The organism is Mesorhizobium sp. M0768 (genome assembly GCF_040320195.1).
In the GTDB taxonomy this organism is placed as follows: domain Bacteria; phylum Pseudomonadota; class Alphaproteobacteria; order Rhizobiales; family Rhizobiaceae; genus Mesorhizobium.
This window is the reverse complement of sequence record NZ_JAMYPD010000019.1, coordinates 104,609-118,705: the sequence shown is the minus strand read 5'-3', so window position 1 is coordinate 118,705 and position 14,097 is coordinate 104,609. Positions and strand designations below refer to the sequence as shown.

Sequence of the window (14,097 nt, the reverse complement as noted above, 5' to 3'; positions counted from 1 at the left end):
CAGGCTCGATGCAGGCAACTCCCCGGCGGACAGATGTCCGCCGGCACCGGGGCGGTTTTTTCAATGCGCAGCAATGTCCTTCGTCACAATCTCCTGACCGCCCTGCTGCTCGGTCCAGCAACTGCGTGGCTGGTGGTGTTTTTAGTTTTGCCGTTCGTGGCGATTGCCGTTTTCAGCGTCGGCGAGCGGGCGCCGGAAGGCGGCTATCAGGCCGCTTTCACCTTGGCGCAGTTTGCCAATCTTCCGGCGCGGGCGACCGCCTTCTGGAACACCATGGTGCTGGCGCCGGCGGGCGCACTGGCCTGTCTTCTCGTTGCCTATCCGGTCGCCTATTACCTCGCTTTGCGCGCGCCGGAACGGTGGCGGCTGATCCTGCTGGCGCTTGTCGTCATCCCGTTCTGGACCAGCCTGCTGATGCGAACCTATGCCTGGATGTATGTGCTTGGCGGGCGCGGCATCCCAGCTCTCCTGGCCTATGTCGGGATGGAGGACGTGCGGCTGATCAACACGCCGGGAGCGGTTCTGCTCGGCATCGTCTATGGTTATCTGCCGCTGATGATCCTGCCGATCTATGTCAGCCTCGAGCGGCTCGACCGCCGGCTGCTGGAGGCCTCCGCCGATCTCGGCGCGACGCCGATCTCGACATTCCTCGGCGTGACGCTGCGGCTGTCGCTGCCAGGTGTGATGACCGGCTTCTCGCTGGTCATGATCCTGCTGCTCGGCGAATATCTGATCCCGACGCTACTCGGCGGCGGCAAGGTCTTCTTCATCGGCAACGCGCTGGTCGATCTGTTCCTGCAATCGCGCAATTGGCCATTCGGATCGGCAATCGCCATCACACTTGTGGCGGTTTCAGTGGTCGTGCTGCTTGCCGCGAACCGCATTTCGACCCGGCTTTCGGGTGCCCGCCGGGTGGACCTGATCTGATGCGTGCCTTCGTCGTTGCGGTCTTTGCCTTTCTCTACCTGCCGATCGCGCTGGTAGTGCTGTTTTCGTTCAACGCCGGCCACCACGCCAGCGAGTTCACTGGCTTCTCGGTGCAATGGTACGGCAAGGCACTAGCAAACCCGTTCCTGGTCGAAGCGCTGAAGAACAGCCTGTTCATCGCCACGACCAGCGCCTTGCTGGCGGCGCTGTGCGGCACGGCCGCCGCGGTTGGCCTGGCGCGTGTCGGGGCGCGGACGCGAGCCGTGTTCGATGCGCTTTTGGGTGCTGCGATCGTCGTTCCTGGTGTCGTCATCGGCATCTCGACGCTGGTCGCGCTGGTCCAGCTATTCGGGGTGGTCAACCCGTTTGTCGCTTCGCTGTGGCCGAACGACCAGCCACCGCGCCTGGCGCTCGGCTATGGCTCGATCATCGCCGCGCACGGGCTGTTTTCGATGGCGCTGGTGGCGATGATTGTCGGCACGCGCCTCGGCAGCCTCGACCGCAATCTGGTCGAGGCCTCGAGCGATCTTTACGCCACCCCGCTGACGACGTTCCGCAGTATCGTGTTGCCGCAGATCATGCCGGCGGTGATCGCCGGCTTCCTGCTCGCCTTCACATTCTCCTTCGACGATTTCATCGTCGCTTTCTTCGTCGCCGGCGCACAGACGACGTTGCCGATCTATGTCTTCGCCTCGATCCGGCGCGGGGTCACGCCGGAGATCAATGCCATCGCGACGATCGTGCTCGTCGCCTCCGTTGTGCTCGTGGTGGTTGCCCAATGGCAACTGCGGCAACGAAAACCATCACACTGAAAGATAAAAAACATGATTCTGAGAGATCGCATCGCCGTGGTGACGGGTGCCGGGTCGGGGATCGGGCGTGCCGGCGCCATGATGATGGCCAGGGAAGGTGCGCTCGTGGTGATCGCCGACAGGGACCAGGCGGCGGGGGAAGCAACCGCCTCCGACATTCGTGCGGCGGGCGGTCGGGCCGAGGCCATCGCCACCGACGTCGGCGAGGATGCGGCGGTCGAGCAGCTCATTGCGAGAACGCTGGGCCGGCATCGGCGGATCGACATCCTGCACAATCATGCCGGGATCCAGGTCGGCGGCACGCTGACCGAAGTCGGCGCCGACGGCATGGATGCCTCCTGGCGGATCAATGTGCGGGCGCAGTTCCTGGCGGCCAGGCTGGTCATGCCGTCGATGATCGCGCAAGGCGGCGGGGTGATCCTGAATACCGCCTCAAATTCGGGTGTGTTCTACGACCGCGAAATGATCGCCTACGCAACGTCAAAACATGCAGTGGTGGCGATGACCCGGCAGATGTCGCTCGACTATGCCAAACACAATGTCCGCATCAACGCGCTGTGCCCCGGCTGGGTCGATACGCCCTTCAACGAGCCGTTCATCGCGCAGATGGGCGGGCGGGCGGCGATCGAGAACTATGTCCGCACCAAAATTCCCATGCAGCGCTGGGCCAGCGCGGAGGAAATCGCCGAAGCGATCCTGTTCCTCGTCTCCGACCGCTCGTCCTTCATGACCGGCCAGGCGCTGGTGATCGACGGTGGAGAAAGCATCGGCTGATCCGCCGCTCCCGGCGGGCGGCAGCTGAAATTCTCTTTGGCCTAACGGCCGGCGGCGAGATGTGCTTTCGTCTCAAGGAGAATGCGGCCAACATGGCTGGGTCGGGAGCAGAAATCATCAGCGCAACCGGGAAGGCTGTATAATGGCCGAGGCCTATATCTGCGACTACATCCGCACGCCGATCGGACGCTTCGGCGGTTCGTTGTCGGCGGTCCGTGCCGACGATCTCGGCGCTATACCTCTGAAGGCGCTGGTCGAGCGCAATCCAAACATCGACTGGGCTGCCATCGACGACATCGTCTATGGCTGCGCCAACCAGGCCGGCGAGGACAACCGCAATGTGGCGCGCATGGCGCTGCTGCTGGCCGGCCTGCCGAAGGAGGTTTCGGGCTCGACCGTCAACCGTCTCTGCGGTTCGGGCATGGATGCGGTGATGATTGCTGCCCGCGCCATCAAGGCCGGCGAGGCGGAGCTGATGATATCAGGCGGCGTCGAATCGATGAGCCGCGCTCCGTTCGTGCTGCCGAAGGCAGAGACCGCCTTTTCGCGCAATGCCGAGATTTACGACACCACGATCGGCTGGCGCTTCATCAATCCGCTGATGAAGAAGCAATACGGCGTCGATTCGATGCCGGAGACCGGCGAGAACGTGGCGGAAGAGTTCGCTGTCTCCCGCGCCGACCAGGACGCATTTGCCGTGCGCAGCCAGGACAAGGCTGTAGCCGCACAAGCCAATGGCCGGCTGGCAAAGGAAATCACGCCGGTGACGATCGCGCAGCGCAAGGGCGATCCGGTCGTTGTCGACAGAGATGAGCATCCCCGCGGCGGCACGTCGATCGAAGCGTTGGCCAAGTTGCCGACGCCGTTCCGGCAAGGCGGCACGGTTACGGCCGGCAATGCCTCGGGCGTCAATGACGGCGCCGCGGCGCTGATCGTCGCCTCGGAAGCAGCCGCGAAAAGATACGGGTTGACGCCGATCGCCCGTATCCTCGGCGGTGCCACCGCCGGCGTCGCTCCGCGCATCATGGGCATCGGTCCGGTGCCGGCCACGCAGAAGCTGTGTGCCCGGCTCGGCCTGAAGCCACAACAGTTCGATGTCGTCGAGCTCAACGAGGCCTTCGCCTCGCAAGGCATCGCCGTGCTGCGCCAGCTCGGCATTGCCGAGGATGCGGAGCACGTCAACCCGAATGGCGGTGCCATCGCGCTCGGCCATCCGCTCGGCATGTCCGGCGCGCGCATATCAGGCACGGCGGCGCTGGAGCTGCGCGAACGTAGCGCCCGCTATGCACTTGCCACCATGTGCATCGGGGTCGGCCAGGGGATCGCGGTGGCGCTGGAGAGATTGTGAGCAAGCGTCGATTTGCCGGACCATTTAATGGCGCGTTCCGCCCACTCAAATTTGACCATGTGGACAAAAGCCGGGCACCGTTCCATAGTTCCTTCGCTGATATTCCAGAGAAGAGAGCCGGCTCGACACGGCGCCAATCAGAGGGGCATGCAATGGACAACGGGAAGAGCAGAATCCAATCGAAACGCGACGGGCTTTCGCGCCGCAACGTGCTGGAGCTGGGCGCGCTCGGCCTGGCGGCAGCGATGCTGCCGGGCAGCGCCTTTGCCAAGACCAAGAAGCTGAAAGTGGCGGCGATCTTCGCCACGCCGATCGAGGAGCCGTGGGACAACCAGATCCACGTTGCCCTGCAGAAGGCCGAGAAGGAACTCGGCATCGAATACAAATGGTCGGAGAAGGTGCAGACCGCCGATTTCAGCCGTGTCATGCGCGAATATGCGCAGGGCGGCTATGAGCTAGTGTTGGGCGATGCCTTCGCCGCCGAGCGCGAATCGCGCAGGACCGCCAAGCAGTTCCCGAAGACCGCCTTCCTGTTCGGCTCCGGCGCCGGGCCGGCCGAGCCGAATTTCGGCGTGTTCGACAACTGGATCCACGAGCCGGCCTATCTCTCCGGCATGATCGCCGGAAAGATGTCGAAGTCAGGCACGATCGGCGCCGTCGCGGCGATGGGCATTCCGGAAGTGAACCGGCTGGTCAACGCTTTCTTTGCCGGCGCCAGGGAGGTCAATCCCAACATCAAGAAGAAGGTCGCCTTCATCGGCTCGTTCTTCGATCCGCCGAAGGCAAAGGAAGCGGCGGTCGCCCAGATCGACGCCGGCGTCGACGTCATCTATGCCGAGCGCTTCGGCGTCATCGAAGCGGCGGCGGAGAAGAAGATCCTCGCTATCTCCAACATGTCGGACCAGTCGAGCCTCGGCCCCGACACCGTGATCACCGGGCCGGTCTGGGACATGTATCCGACCGTCGAGCAGGCGATCAAGCTGGTCAAGGCCGGCGTCTTCACCGCGCAGGATTACGGCGATTTCTCGCGCATGGCCAAGGGCGGCTCCTATCTCGCGCCCTACCACAAGTTCGACAAGACGCTGCCGGCCGAGGTCAAGGAACTGGTCGAGAAGAAGAAGGCCGAGATCCTCGATGGCAATTTCCGCGTCGACGTCGATGAGAATACGCCGGTCTCGGACTGAGCGATGTCTTTTGGGGGTCTGGCGCTTGTCGCACCCCCCTCTGGCCTGCCGGCCATCTCCCCCTCAAGGGGGGAGATTAGCAGCTTCGCCGACAGCACCTCTTCTTCAGCGCTGACGATTTGCGAAAGCCGAAGTGACATCCGATCTCTCCCCTTGAGGGGGAGATGGCCGGCAGGCCAGAGGGGGGTGCAGCGCATTCCCGTCGATCAAAGCTGAACCGTAAAGCCAATCCGATCGGGAGCACCCTTGTCAACGCCTGCCCCTCTTATTGAAATGCGCGGCATCTCCAAGAGCTTTGGCGCCGTCAAGGCGAACGAGGCCGTCGATCTCAGCGTGGCGCCGGGCGAAATCCTCGGGCTGCTCGGCGAAAACGGCGCCGGCAAGACGACGCTGATGAACGTGCTGTTCGGCGCCTATGCGCCCGATGCCGGCGAGATCCTGGTGCAGGGCCGGTCGGTGGCGATCAACAGTTCGGCCGATGCGCTGGCCGCCGGCATCGGCATGGTGCACCAGCATTTTCATCTCGCACCGCGGCTTTCGGTGCTGGAGAACCTCTTGATCGGCATTCCCGGCAGATCGGGCCGGATCGACCGCGCCGGCGGGCTGGCGCGGCTCGCCGAGATCGGCCGCCAGCACGGGCTGACGCTCGACCCGGACCTCGCCGTCTCGGCGCTGTCGGTCGGCGAGCAACAGCGGCTCGAAATCGTCAAGGCGCTGTTTCGCGGCGCAAGGCTGCTGATCCTCGACGAGCCGACGGCGGTGTTGGCACCAACCGAGGTCGACGGGCTGTTTTCGGCGCTGCGCTCGATGGCGGCACAAGGGCTCGGCATCATTTTCATCTCGCATAAGCTCAACGAGGTGCGAGCGCTGACGCATCGCTGCGTCGTGCTCCGGCATGGGCGCGTTGCCGGCCGCGTCGATGCGCCGGCCAGCACCACGTCCTCGGAGATGGCGCGGCTGATGTGCGGCCACGAGATCGTGCCTCCGGCCAGAGGACCGTCGATGCCGGGTGCGGCCGTGCTGACCCTCGACGGTATCTCGACATCGCATCATTCCGGCATGGCGCTGCGCGATGTTTCGCTGTCGGTTCGTGGCGGCGAGATCCTCGGCATCGCCGGCGTCTCCGGCAATGGCCAGCGCGCGCTTGCCGAGGTCATCTCCGGCGTGCGTGCGCCCGATGCCGGGAAGATGACCATAGCCGGCAAAACGGTTTCGCGGTTCTCGCCGAGCACAGTCCAGGCGCTCGGCCTCGGCCGCATCCCGGAAGACCGCATGACGACAGGGCTGGTCACCAATCTGCCGCTTGCCGATTCGATGGTGCTGCCGCGCATCGGCACGGCGGCGTTCAGCCGCAACGGCCTGCTCAAGCCGGATGCGATCCGCGTCTTCGCCGAGGCGCAGATCAAGGCCTACGATATACGTTGCCCCGGGCCGATGACGCGCGCCGGGGCGCTGTCCGGCGGCAATCTGCAGAAGGCGCTTCTGGCGCGCGAACTCGCTTTCGATCCGAAGGTGCTGATCGTTTCGCAGCCGACTCGCGGCCTCGATATCGGCGCCGCGCGCTTCATCCACGAAAAATTCCTCGACATGCGCGCCAAGGGCTGCGGCATCGTCGTCATCGGCGAGGATCTGGAAGAGTTGCTGATGCTCTCGGATCGTATCGCGGTGATGTATGAGGGCCGCATCGTCGGCACGCTGGATAGCGCCGACGCCAGCATCGCCAGACTCGGGTTGATGATGACCGGAGCGGAGGGCCATGCCTGATGTTCCGTCTCGAGGCCCGCACCTCAACGCCCGCCTGGTTCAATCTGGCGCTGCCGCTGCTCGCCATCGGCGCGACGCTGATCTTGTGCAGCGGCCTCATCGCACTGGCCGGCGCCGGCGTCGTCGAGGCTTATGGCGTTATGTTTTCGGCGTCTTTGGGCGACAGCTACGCCATCACCGAAACGCTGGTGCGTGCCGCGCCGATGATCTTCACCGGACTGGCCGTGGCGGTCGCCTTCCGCGCCAAATTCTGGAACATCGGCGCCGAAGGGCAATTGCTGGCTGGTGCGGCGGCGAGCTGTGCCGTCGGTGCAATCCCGATGCCGGGGCCGCTCGCCATGCTGCTGATGGCGCTGGCGGGCGCTGCCGCCGGCGCGGCCGTCGCCCTGATCCCCGCCACGCTGAGGGTAAAATTCAGGGTCGATGACGTGGTCAGCTCACTGCTGCTCAACTCGGTCATTTTCTATGCACTGATGGCGCTGATCGAGGGGCCATGGAAGGACAGTTTCAGCGGCTACCCGATCTCGCCGCCGATCGAGGATACGGCCAATTTTCCGGTGCTGCTCGAAGGCACACGGCTGCATCTCGGCGTCGTCGCGGCGCTGGTCGCGGCACCGGTCATCTGGTTCGTGGTCGCGCGCACCACGCTCGGCTTCCGCATCAGGGTCACCGGCGAAAACCCCGAGGCGGCGCGCTATGGCGGCATCAATGTCGAGCGGGTGCTGATTTCGACGGCGCTGCTGTCTGGCGCATTGGCCGGCCTTGCCGGCGTCGGCGAGGTCGGCGGCGTGCATTTCCAGGTGATGAGCGACATCTCGCCGGGCTATGGCTATTCCGGCATCGTCGTCGCCATGCTGGCGAGGCTCAATCCGCTCGGCGTCGTGCCGGCGGCGATCTTCCTTGCCGCCGTCATGACCGGCGCTGAGGCGATGTCGCGGGCGACCGGCGTTCCGGCCTTCCTCAGCGATGTTATTCAGGGAACCGCATTGCTTGCCATGCTGGTGGCGCTGCTGTTCACCGCCTATCGCCTCCGTCGCGTGGGAATAGCCAAATGAGCGTGGTGCTGGAGCAGATATTCCAGGTCGGCTTCCTGGCCGCCATCATCCGCATCGCCACGCCGTTGGCCTTTGCGACGCTGGGCGAGATGTTCTCCGAGCGCGCCGGGGTGCTCAATCTCGGCATCGAAGGCATCATGCTTCTGTCGGCGATGACCGGCTTCACCGCGGCGAGCCTCAGCGGCAGCCTTTGGCTTGGCGTGCTCGCCGCGGTGCTGACCGGGGCGCTGATGGGCGCCGTGCACGCGCTGTTCACTGTAGCGCTCGGCCTCAGCCAGCATGTCTGCGGCATCGGCGTGACGCTGTTCTCGTCGGGCCTTGCCTATTTCCTCTACCGGCTGATCTTCGGACAGCAATCGGTGCCACCGAACATCAAGGGGTTCGAGACGCTGCCGATCCCGATCCTGTCCGACATACCGGTGCTTGGGCCGGCGGTGTTCAATCAGTTTTCGCTGGTCTACATGGCGATGCTGGCCATACCGCTGGCCGCCTTCGTGCTCTACCGCACGCCTTGGGGCCTAGCGGTGCGCATGGTCGGCGAAAACCCGCGTGCCGCCGATTCTGCCGGCGTCAGCGTCATTGCAACACGCTTCCAGGCGGTGATCCTCGGCGGTGCCTTGATGGGACTGGCCGGTGCCTTCCTGTCGATGGCGCAATTCAACGCCTTCACCTTCGGCGTGGTTTCGGGGCGTGGCTGGGTGGCAATCGCGCTCGTCGTTTTCGGCCGCTGGGATCCGTGGCGATCGGCAGGCGCGGCACTGCTGTTTGCCTTCGTTGACGCCTTGCAGTTGCGTATGCAGGCGAGCGGGCTTGGCCATATCCCCTACGAGGCCTTCCTGATGCTGCCGTTCATCTTCACCATCGTCGCTATGGCGGTGATGTCGCGCAATGCGGTGGCCCCGTCGGCGCTGCTCAAGCCGTTCCGGCGCGAAGAGCGGTAGCGGCGCTTCGCCTTTCACATCGCGGTGAAGCCGTTATCGACGAACAGATGGGCGCCGTTGACGAAGCTGGCCTCGTCGCTGGCCAGGAACAGGGCTGCCTTCGCGACCTCTTCCGGCTCGCCGATCCGCCCTTGCTGCGCCGCCATTGCCGCGTCGGAGACATCGACGCCGAGTTTGTCGAGATCGGCGACCTCGCGCAGGCCATGCGGTGTCCTGATGAAGCCTGGACAGACCGCATTGCAGCGGATGTTGCGGTCGCGGAACTCGACGGCGATGGCACGCGCGAACATATGGCAGGCGCCCTTGGTGGTGTCGTAAAGCACCTCCATCGGCGTCGCCGCCACCGCCGAGATCGACGAGGTGCAGACGATGGAACCGCCGCCGGCGGCGATCATGCCGGGCAGCACAGCACGCGTCATCAGGAACATCGAACGCACATTGACGGCATGCAGCCAGTCCCATTCCTGCAGCGTGGTCTCCAGGAAGGGTTTGATGACGAGGGTGCCGGCATGGTTGAACAGAACCGTGACCGGGCCGAATTTTTCCGTCGCGCCCTTCACCGCCGTTTCGACCTGCGCCTCATCCGATACGTCAGCGACCCAGTGCTCGGCGACATGGCCGCGTTGCCTGATTGCCGCCGCGGTAGCCGCCGCCGCTTCGCCGTTGCGGTCGACGATCGCCACCTTGGCGCCCTCGGCCGCGAAAAGCTCCGAGGCCGCACCGCCCATTCCTGTCGCGCCACCCGAAATGATGGCGACCTTGCCGGCCAGTCTTGTCCCCATGGTTTGCTCCCTGCTGCCTTGCCGTGACGTCGCGGCTTTCCGCTGAAGCGATGCTATCCCTCATCCATTGGATGGCCAAGGAGCCACAGACACATGGACCTGACGTTTCCTGCCGTCACCCCGGCATGCCGCAAAAGGCAGCGCTAAGCAGTAAAAGCACTAACTTGTCCGCCGTTTGGAGAAAATTGTTCTAAGGATCGCGCGAAAATAGCACTCGACAAAGTCTACTGATTTTATAGATTAAGCGCCGAGACGGAGGTCGATATGTCCTATAGCCAGAACGCTCAGACTGCCCGCAAAGGCCAAAGGCTGGGTTCCGACCAGGTGTGGCGGCCGGCCTATGCCGGTGCTTTCGCCTATCTCGTCTTTGCCCTTGCGTTTGTATTCACCGGGGCAGTGGTACTGGGGCTGATCCCCTGATTGTCAAGGCTCTGATCATCGAGGCTTCCTCGGGATAGCGGCCTGCCGTTTGCAGAAATTCCGGAGTTGATGAACCGAATGCCGGTGTGCATTTGCGCGCCCTGATTCCAACGTGATGGAGGAGATGGCAATGCCGATCGAGTTCACGCATGTTCCCGGTAAGATCCACGCTGCCGACGCCAGCTTTTTCTATGACTTTGTCGAGACCGCGACGAAGCTGTCACTGATCGAGGATGCTGGATTCCAGAGGATCGTCATCGACGACCAGGCCGGGCTGCTGACCAATATGGACCTTGCCGCCCAGACGCTGGACCGGACCTCGTCCCTGGAGGTCGTGCTCACGCATTGGGCAGGCGTGATCGAACCAACCGTGGCGGCGCGACAACTCGCTGCCCTCGACGCGAGAAGCGGTGGCCGGCTGTCGCTCAGGATGCTCAGCGAGCCGCTGAGCGACGACGATGCCGAGGCACGTCCGGCCGGCCACACAGTGGTCTGGCAACGCATTGATGAATATCTGGTGCTGCTGAAGCGGTTGTGGTCGAACGACAGGCCGTTCGACCATGAAGGCACCTTTTACAGCATCAAAGGCGGCTATGTGCCGCGCAAGGGGCCGCATGGTGCCGATGTGACCATCCGCATGGGCGGGCAGTCGGGCACTGCGCTCAGGGTCGCGGGCAGGCATGCGGACGTGTTCGAGCTGGCGCCTGGCTCGCTTGCAGAAATTCACCAGTCAATGGAGCGCGTACGCGGCGCTGCTGCCGAACACGGCCGGGCCGGCAAGCTGCGTTTCGCGCTTCCCGTCCGAATCCGTTCGGAAGACAAATCGGCCGCTTCCTGCCAGAAGGCGCTCGAACTTGCCGGGCCGCCGGCGCAGGTCGCGCTGTCGCTGCTTTCCTACGCCGCTTTGGGGATCAAGGAGTTCATGATCGTCGGCGTCGACAGGCCACGCGAGATTGCGACCGCCGGCCGCGAGGCGATCGCGCTCTTGCGCAATTCACTGGCACGGCGCGAGGCCGATGTCCCTCAGCCGGGGGCGTTTGTGTCACGCGCGACACAGGGCGCGCGAGCCGGCTGCTGAACCGTCGTCCCGCGCCTTGGTGACGGGTCTACCACCATTCCGGGAAAGCCGCGTGAGCCGCCCTGGCCAGCGTCGGTATTTCCTGATCGGGAACGGAGCTGTAGGGCCAGAGCAATCGCGGACCGAGCGGCGCCCAGCCGCCGGCCGCCGCCATCGCCTTATCGAGTGCTGCATCGCTGACATCGTAACGGGTGCGACACGGTAGGACATTTGCGGCGAGGAAGGCCTGTATGCGGGCCTCGACCTCGGCAGCGGCGGCCATGTCGGTGCGGATTATCTGCCACCACATCATCGCGCCCTTCGGGTTGAGGCAGGCAACGTTGGAATAGCTGCCATGGGCACCTCCAGCATAGCCTGTTGCCAGCGTGTGGCCGGGGACGAAGACGGAAAATCCGTCCAGTTTGCGGCGCATGTCGGCATACCAGCCGGCGTCGCCGCCCGGCAGCTTGGCGCCGACCAGCGATGGCACGGCCGCACGCAGACTGGCGATGCCGTCGAGCGTCAGGTGGCGCTTGGCGTGCGGCGGATTGTAGAGCACCAGCGGTGTTTCAGGCGCGGCCTCGCACAGGCCGCCGGCAAAGCGCATGACCTCGTCGTCGCTGGGCGGCCACCAGTCGGGCAGCGTGAACTGCACCGCCGCCGGGCGAAGTCCGGCGACCCGCGTCAGTCGCTCGAGCGCGACGCGCGGATTGGACTGGCTGATGCCGATCTGGAAAGGAAGGCGCGCGCGGCCGGCTATGGTTGCGACCAACTCACAAAGCCGGTCGAATTCGGGCTCGGTCTGGCAATGGAATTCGCAGGCCGTGCCATTGGAATAGACGCCGTCGATGCCTGAGGCGCAGAGCCGGGCGATCGTCTCTTCCGTCGCCTGCCAGTCGATCGCTCCGCGATCGTCGATGGCCAGCATCACCGCGCCCCAGATGCCGCGCGGTGCGTGTGCGGGCAAGCGGGCCAGATGGTCGTCGAGGTCAGCGTCCACCGGCGATCTCGTGTTCGCGGCGGGTTTCGTTCGACGCGAAGGCAGCCTCGATAATGGCGACGATCTTGCGCGCATAGATGCCGTCGACCGGCACCGGCGTGTCATCGGCAATGGCATCGCGCATTGCGCTCCATTCGCGCACCAGCGCGTTATGCATCCAGTTCGGCTCAAAGGAACCGGGCAGCTCGGTCCAGACCGTCTCGCGGCCAAGCATGGTGCCGCGGTCCATGTCGATGCGCAGCGTTCCCCGCTCGCAGACCAGATCCATGGCATAGGTGGTGGCGCCGGTGCGATAGCCGACGCTCTGCACCTGGCCGATGCCGCCGCCGGCGAAGCGCAATCCGAGCAGAGCGCTGTCGTCTGCTTCCTGGTCATGGAACTTGGCGCCGAGCATGCCGCTCACCGACACGACATCGTCATCCATCAGCCAGACCAGGCGATCGACCGCGTGGATGCCGGCCGTCAACAGCATGCCGCCGCCGGTCGCCTTGCGCAGATGCCAGTCGCGGCGATTGTGCTCCATCCACAGCTTGATGATCCAGCTCGATCCGGCGAGCGGCCGGCCGAGCTCGCCTTCCTCCAGAATTTGCCTGGCCGCCATGCAGGGCAGGGCGAAATGCATGAGGTGGGCGACCATCAGCTTGACGCCATCCTTGGCCACGGCGGCGTTGATCGCATCGCAGGCAGCCACCGTCGGCGCCATCGGTTTTTCGAGCAGGATATGCTTGCCGGCCTTTGCCGCGCCGATGGCCATTTCGGCATGGAGATGGTGCGGGCTGGCAATGAGGACCGCATCGACCTCCTTGTCGTCCAGCAGCCTTCGCCAGTCCGCGTAGCCGCGGCCGCCATGTTCAGCGGTGAATTGCTGCAGTGCGTCGGCATTTCCTCGAGAGGCGGCGACGAGGCGAATGCCGCCAGCCTCACGGATTGCCCGCGCATGGGCTGCGCCGAAATCGCCGGCGCCGATAATTCCTATTCCAATCATGGTCCTGCCTTTTGATAAGCGGCGTCGATCAGCGACATCGCCGCAACATAATCTTCGATGGACACCGGCGGAGGCGCCTTTCTGGCCAGCCGGTCAAGCGTATCGCGTATGAACAGACGGTAGCGCGTTGCCGGCAGTTCGACCGGCAAGTCGACGATTGCCGCGTCGTCGAGCGTTGCGCAGATAACATGGTCGCCATGATCGATGAGGGTGGCATTGGCACTGACGATGCGCCACTCGAAGTCACCGCCGGGGCGCATCGAAGCAAAGGAGTAACCGGCCTCGACGATGAACAGCGCGCCGGCCTCGTCTTCCAGCACCAGAAGTGCGTGATCCTCGACCGGGCCGGGATGGATGCGGTTCGCGATCGAAACGCTTTTCAGGCCGAGTTTGCCGGTTGCGAGGCTGAGTGCCGCGTCGACGCCGTGTATGCCGAGATTCCTCAACGCACCCCCGCCACCAACCGCCGGGTCGAGCACCCAGGCGACACCGTCGGCGATGTAGCGTTGCGGTGGGCCGTTGACCAGCCGGAACTGGCAATGCGCCACGGGGCCGGCGCGACCTTGCCGGCGCAGCCGTTCAAGGCCGGCAACGGCCGGCCCGAAACGGTTGGGCAGGGGAACAGCGACAAAAGCCTGGTACTGCCTGGCAAGGTCGCGCAGCGCCATCAGTTCCCTCGTATGGCTGGCCGCCGGCTTCTCCAGGATCAGCGGTATCCTTGCCGCGATGATCGCACGTGCCCGCGCCGGCACCATCGAAGGGTGCCCCATCAACAGGATCACATCCGGCGGGCTGGAGAGTATCTCCTTGAAATCTTCGATAAACGGCAGGTCGTGGTGCGCGGCGAACGCTTGCGCTTGGCCAGGATCCTCGTCCCAGATACCGACGATCTCCGCACCGTAAAGCGTGCGGCGTCGAGGTGCATTTCGGCGTGCCAGTGGCTCGAGCCGGCGAGGATTATCTTCATTCGGAGGCAGCACGTTTGCTATGGGCTTGCAGGATATCCTACAAGTGGCTATACGACAAGCGGCGGGCAAGCTTCAGCGGA

At 64.5% G+C, this 14,097-nt stretch carries 14 protein-coding genes; 10 read left to right on the top strand and 4 right to left on the bottom strand.

The window, feature by feature from the left end; genetic code table 11:
- The first annotated feature begins 63 nt into the window (after positions 1-63).
- The 8 genes from NKI08_RS22595 to NKI08_RS22560 all read left to right on the top strand — a co-directional run bounded on the left by NKI08_RS22595 (position 64) and on the right by NKI08_RS22560 (position 8,805).
- Positions 64-927: an ABC transporter permease gene (locus NKI08_RS22595; RefSeq protein WP_352451300.1), complete on the top strand. Its 864-nt coding sequence runs from the start codon at positions 64-66 to the stop codon at positions 925-927.
- The gene (locus NKI08_RS22590; RefSeq protein WP_352772206.1) at positions 927-1,739 is read left to right on the top strand and encodes an ABC transporter permease; all 813 of its coding nucleotides are present in this window, start codon (positions 927-929) and stop codon (positions 1,737-1,739) included. The genes NKI08_RS22595 and NKI08_RS22590 overlap by 1 nt, the downstream gene beginning before the upstream one ends.
- A 12-nt stretch (positions 1,740-1,751) precedes the next feature.
- Positions 1,752-2,513, top strand: a complete 762-nt coding sequence (locus NKI08_RS22585) for an SDR family NAD(P)-dependent oxidoreductase (protein WP_352772204.1) — start codon at positions 1,752-1,754, stop codon at positions 2,511-2,513.
- 142 nt (positions 2,514-2,655) lie between these two features.
- Positions 2,656-3,861: a 3-oxoadipyl-CoA thiolase gene (gene pcaF / locus NKI08_RS22580; RefSeq protein ID WP_352772203.1), complete on the top strand. Its 1,206-nt coding sequence runs from the start codon at positions 2,656-2,658 to the stop codon at positions 3,859-3,861.
- A 152-nt stretch (positions 3,862-4,013) separates the two neighbouring features.
- Positions 4,014-5,045 carry a BMP family protein gene (locus tag NKI08_RS22575; RefSeq protein WP_352772200.1) on the top strand — a complete coding sequence of 344 codons (1,032 nt, stop codon included), beginning with the start codon at positions 4,014-4,016 and terminating at the stop codon, positions 5,043-5,045.
- Positions 5,046-5,318: 273 nt separating this feature from the next.
- Positions 5,319-6,809 carry an ABC transporter ATP-binding protein gene (locus NKI08_RS22570; RefSeq protein WP_502899657.1) on the top strand — a complete coding sequence of 497 codons (1,491 nt, stop codon included), beginning with the start codon at positions 5,319-5,321 and terminating at the stop codon, positions 6,807-6,809.
- Complete coding sequence (locus NKI08_RS22565; RefSeq protein ID WP_352540873.1) at positions 6,809-7,864, top strand: ABC transporter permease; 1,056 nt, start codon at positions 6,809-6,811, stop codon at positions 7,862-7,864. The genes NKI08_RS22570 and NKI08_RS22565 overlap by 1 nt, the downstream gene beginning before the upstream one ends.
- On the top strand, positions 7,861-8,805 hold the full coding sequence (locus NKI08_RS22560) for an ABC transporter permease (protein ID WP_023678177.1): 945 nt from the start codon (positions 7,861-7,863) through the stop codon (positions 8,803-8,805). The genes NKI08_RS22565 and NKI08_RS22560 overlap by 4 nt, the downstream gene beginning before the upstream one ends.
- Positions 8,806-8,819: 14 nt before the next feature.
- On the opposite strand, the gene NKI08_RS22555 is transcribed toward NKI08_RS22560, so the two are convergent.
- Positions 8,820-9,587 (bottom strand): SDR family NAD(P)-dependent oxidoreductase, encoded by a 768-nt coding sequence (locus tag NKI08_RS22555; RefSeq protein ID WP_352681879.1) that lies wholly within the window; start codon positions 9,585-9,587, stop codon positions 8,820-8,822.
- 264 nt (positions 9,588-9,851) lie between these two features.
- Here NKI08_RS22555 and NKI08_RS22550 point away from each other — a divergent pair, with 264 nt between their 5' ends.
- Positions 9,852-10,007, top strand: a complete 156-nt coding sequence (locus tag NKI08_RS22550; protein WP_023678176.1) for a hypothetical protein — start codon at positions 9,852-9,854, stop codon at positions 10,005-10,007.
- 130 nt (positions 10,008-10,137) lie between these two features.
- Complete coding sequence (locus NKI08_RS22545) at positions 10,138-11,085, top strand: LLM class flavin-dependent oxidoreductase (protein ID WP_352681878.1); 948 nt, start codon at positions 10,138-10,140, stop codon at positions 11,083-11,085.
- Positions 11,086-11,113: 28 nt separating this feature from the next.
- Here the strand turns inward: NKI08_RS22545 and NKI08_RS22540 are convergent, their stop codons facing one another.
- Genes NKI08_RS22540 through NKI08_RS22530 form a run of 3 tightly spaced genes read right to left on the bottom strand, consistent with a single transcriptional unit; the run spans position 11,114 to position 14,029 of the window.
- On the bottom strand, positions 11,114-12,064 hold the full coding sequence (locus NKI08_RS22540) for a dihydrodipicolinate synthase family protein (RefSeq protein WP_352772197.1): 951 nt from the start codon (positions 12,062-12,064) through the stop codon (positions 11,114-11,116).
- Entirely contained in the window at positions 12,054-13,049 is a 996-nt protein-coding gene (locus tag NKI08_RS22535; RefSeq protein ID WP_352772195.1) for a Gfo/Idh/MocA family protein, read from the bottom strand. Before NKI08_RS22535 ends, NKI08_RS22540 begins: the two co-directional genes overlap by 11 nt.
- A complete protein-coding gene (locus tag NKI08_RS22530) occupies positions 13,046-14,029 on the bottom strand; it encodes a Gfo/Idh/MocA family protein (RefSeq protein ID WP_352772192.1) in 984 nt (327 codons plus the stop codon). The genes NKI08_RS22535 and NKI08_RS22530 overlap by 4 nt, the downstream gene beginning before the upstream one ends.
- Positions 14,030-14,097 lie beyond the last annotated feature (68 nt).

Bases quoted from the DNA above. Each gene is read 5' to 3' on its own strand.
- NKI08_RS22555 (WP_352681879.1), bottom strand. From the start codon at position 9,587: ATGGGGACAAGACTGGCCGGCAAGGTCGCCATCATTTCGGGTGGCGCG.
- NKI08_RS22565 (WP_352540873.1), top strand. From the start codon at position 6,809: ATGTTCCGTCTCGAGGCCCGCACCTCAACGCCCGCCTGGTTCAATCTG.
- NKI08_RS22590 (WP_352772206.1), top strand. From the start codon at position 927: ATGCGTGCCTTCGTCGTTGCGGTCTTTGCCTTTCTCTACCTGCCGATC.
- pcaF (WP_352772203.1), top strand. From the start codon at position 2,656: ATGGCCGAGGCCTATATCTGCGACTACATCCGCACGCCGATCGGACGC.
- NKI08_RS22550 (WP_023678176.1), top strand. From the start codon at position 9,852: ATGTCCTATAGCCAGAACGCTCAGACTGCCCGCAAAGGCCAAAGGCTG.
- NKI08_RS22595 (WP_352451300.1), top strand. From the start codon at position 64: ATGCGCAGCAATGTCCTTCGTCACAATCTCCTGACCGCCCTGCTGCTC.
- NKI08_RS22570 (WP_502899657.1), top strand. From the start codon at position 5,319: ATGCGCGGCATCTCCAAGAGCTTTGGCGCCGTCAAGGCGAACGAGGCC.
- NKI08_RS22585 (WP_352772204.1), top strand. From the start codon at position 1,752: ATGATTCTGAGAGATCGCATCGCCGTGGTGACGGGTGCCGGGTCGGGG.
- NKI08_RS22545 (WP_352681878.1), top strand. From the start codon at position 10,138: ATGCCGATCGAGTTCACGCATGTTCCCGGTAAGATCCACGCTGCCGAC.
- NKI08_RS22560 (WP_023678177.1), top strand. From the start codon at position 7,861: ATGAGCGTGGTGCTGGAGCAGATATTCCAGGTCGGCTTCCTGGCCGCC.
- NKI08_RS22535 (WP_352772195.1), bottom strand. From the start codon at position 13,049: ATGATTGGAATAGGAATTATCGGCGCCGGCGATTTCGGCGCAGCCCAT.
- NKI08_RS22575 (WP_352772200.1), top strand. From the start codon at position 4,014: ATGGACAACGGGAAGAGCAGAATCCAATCGAAACGCGACGGGCTTTCG.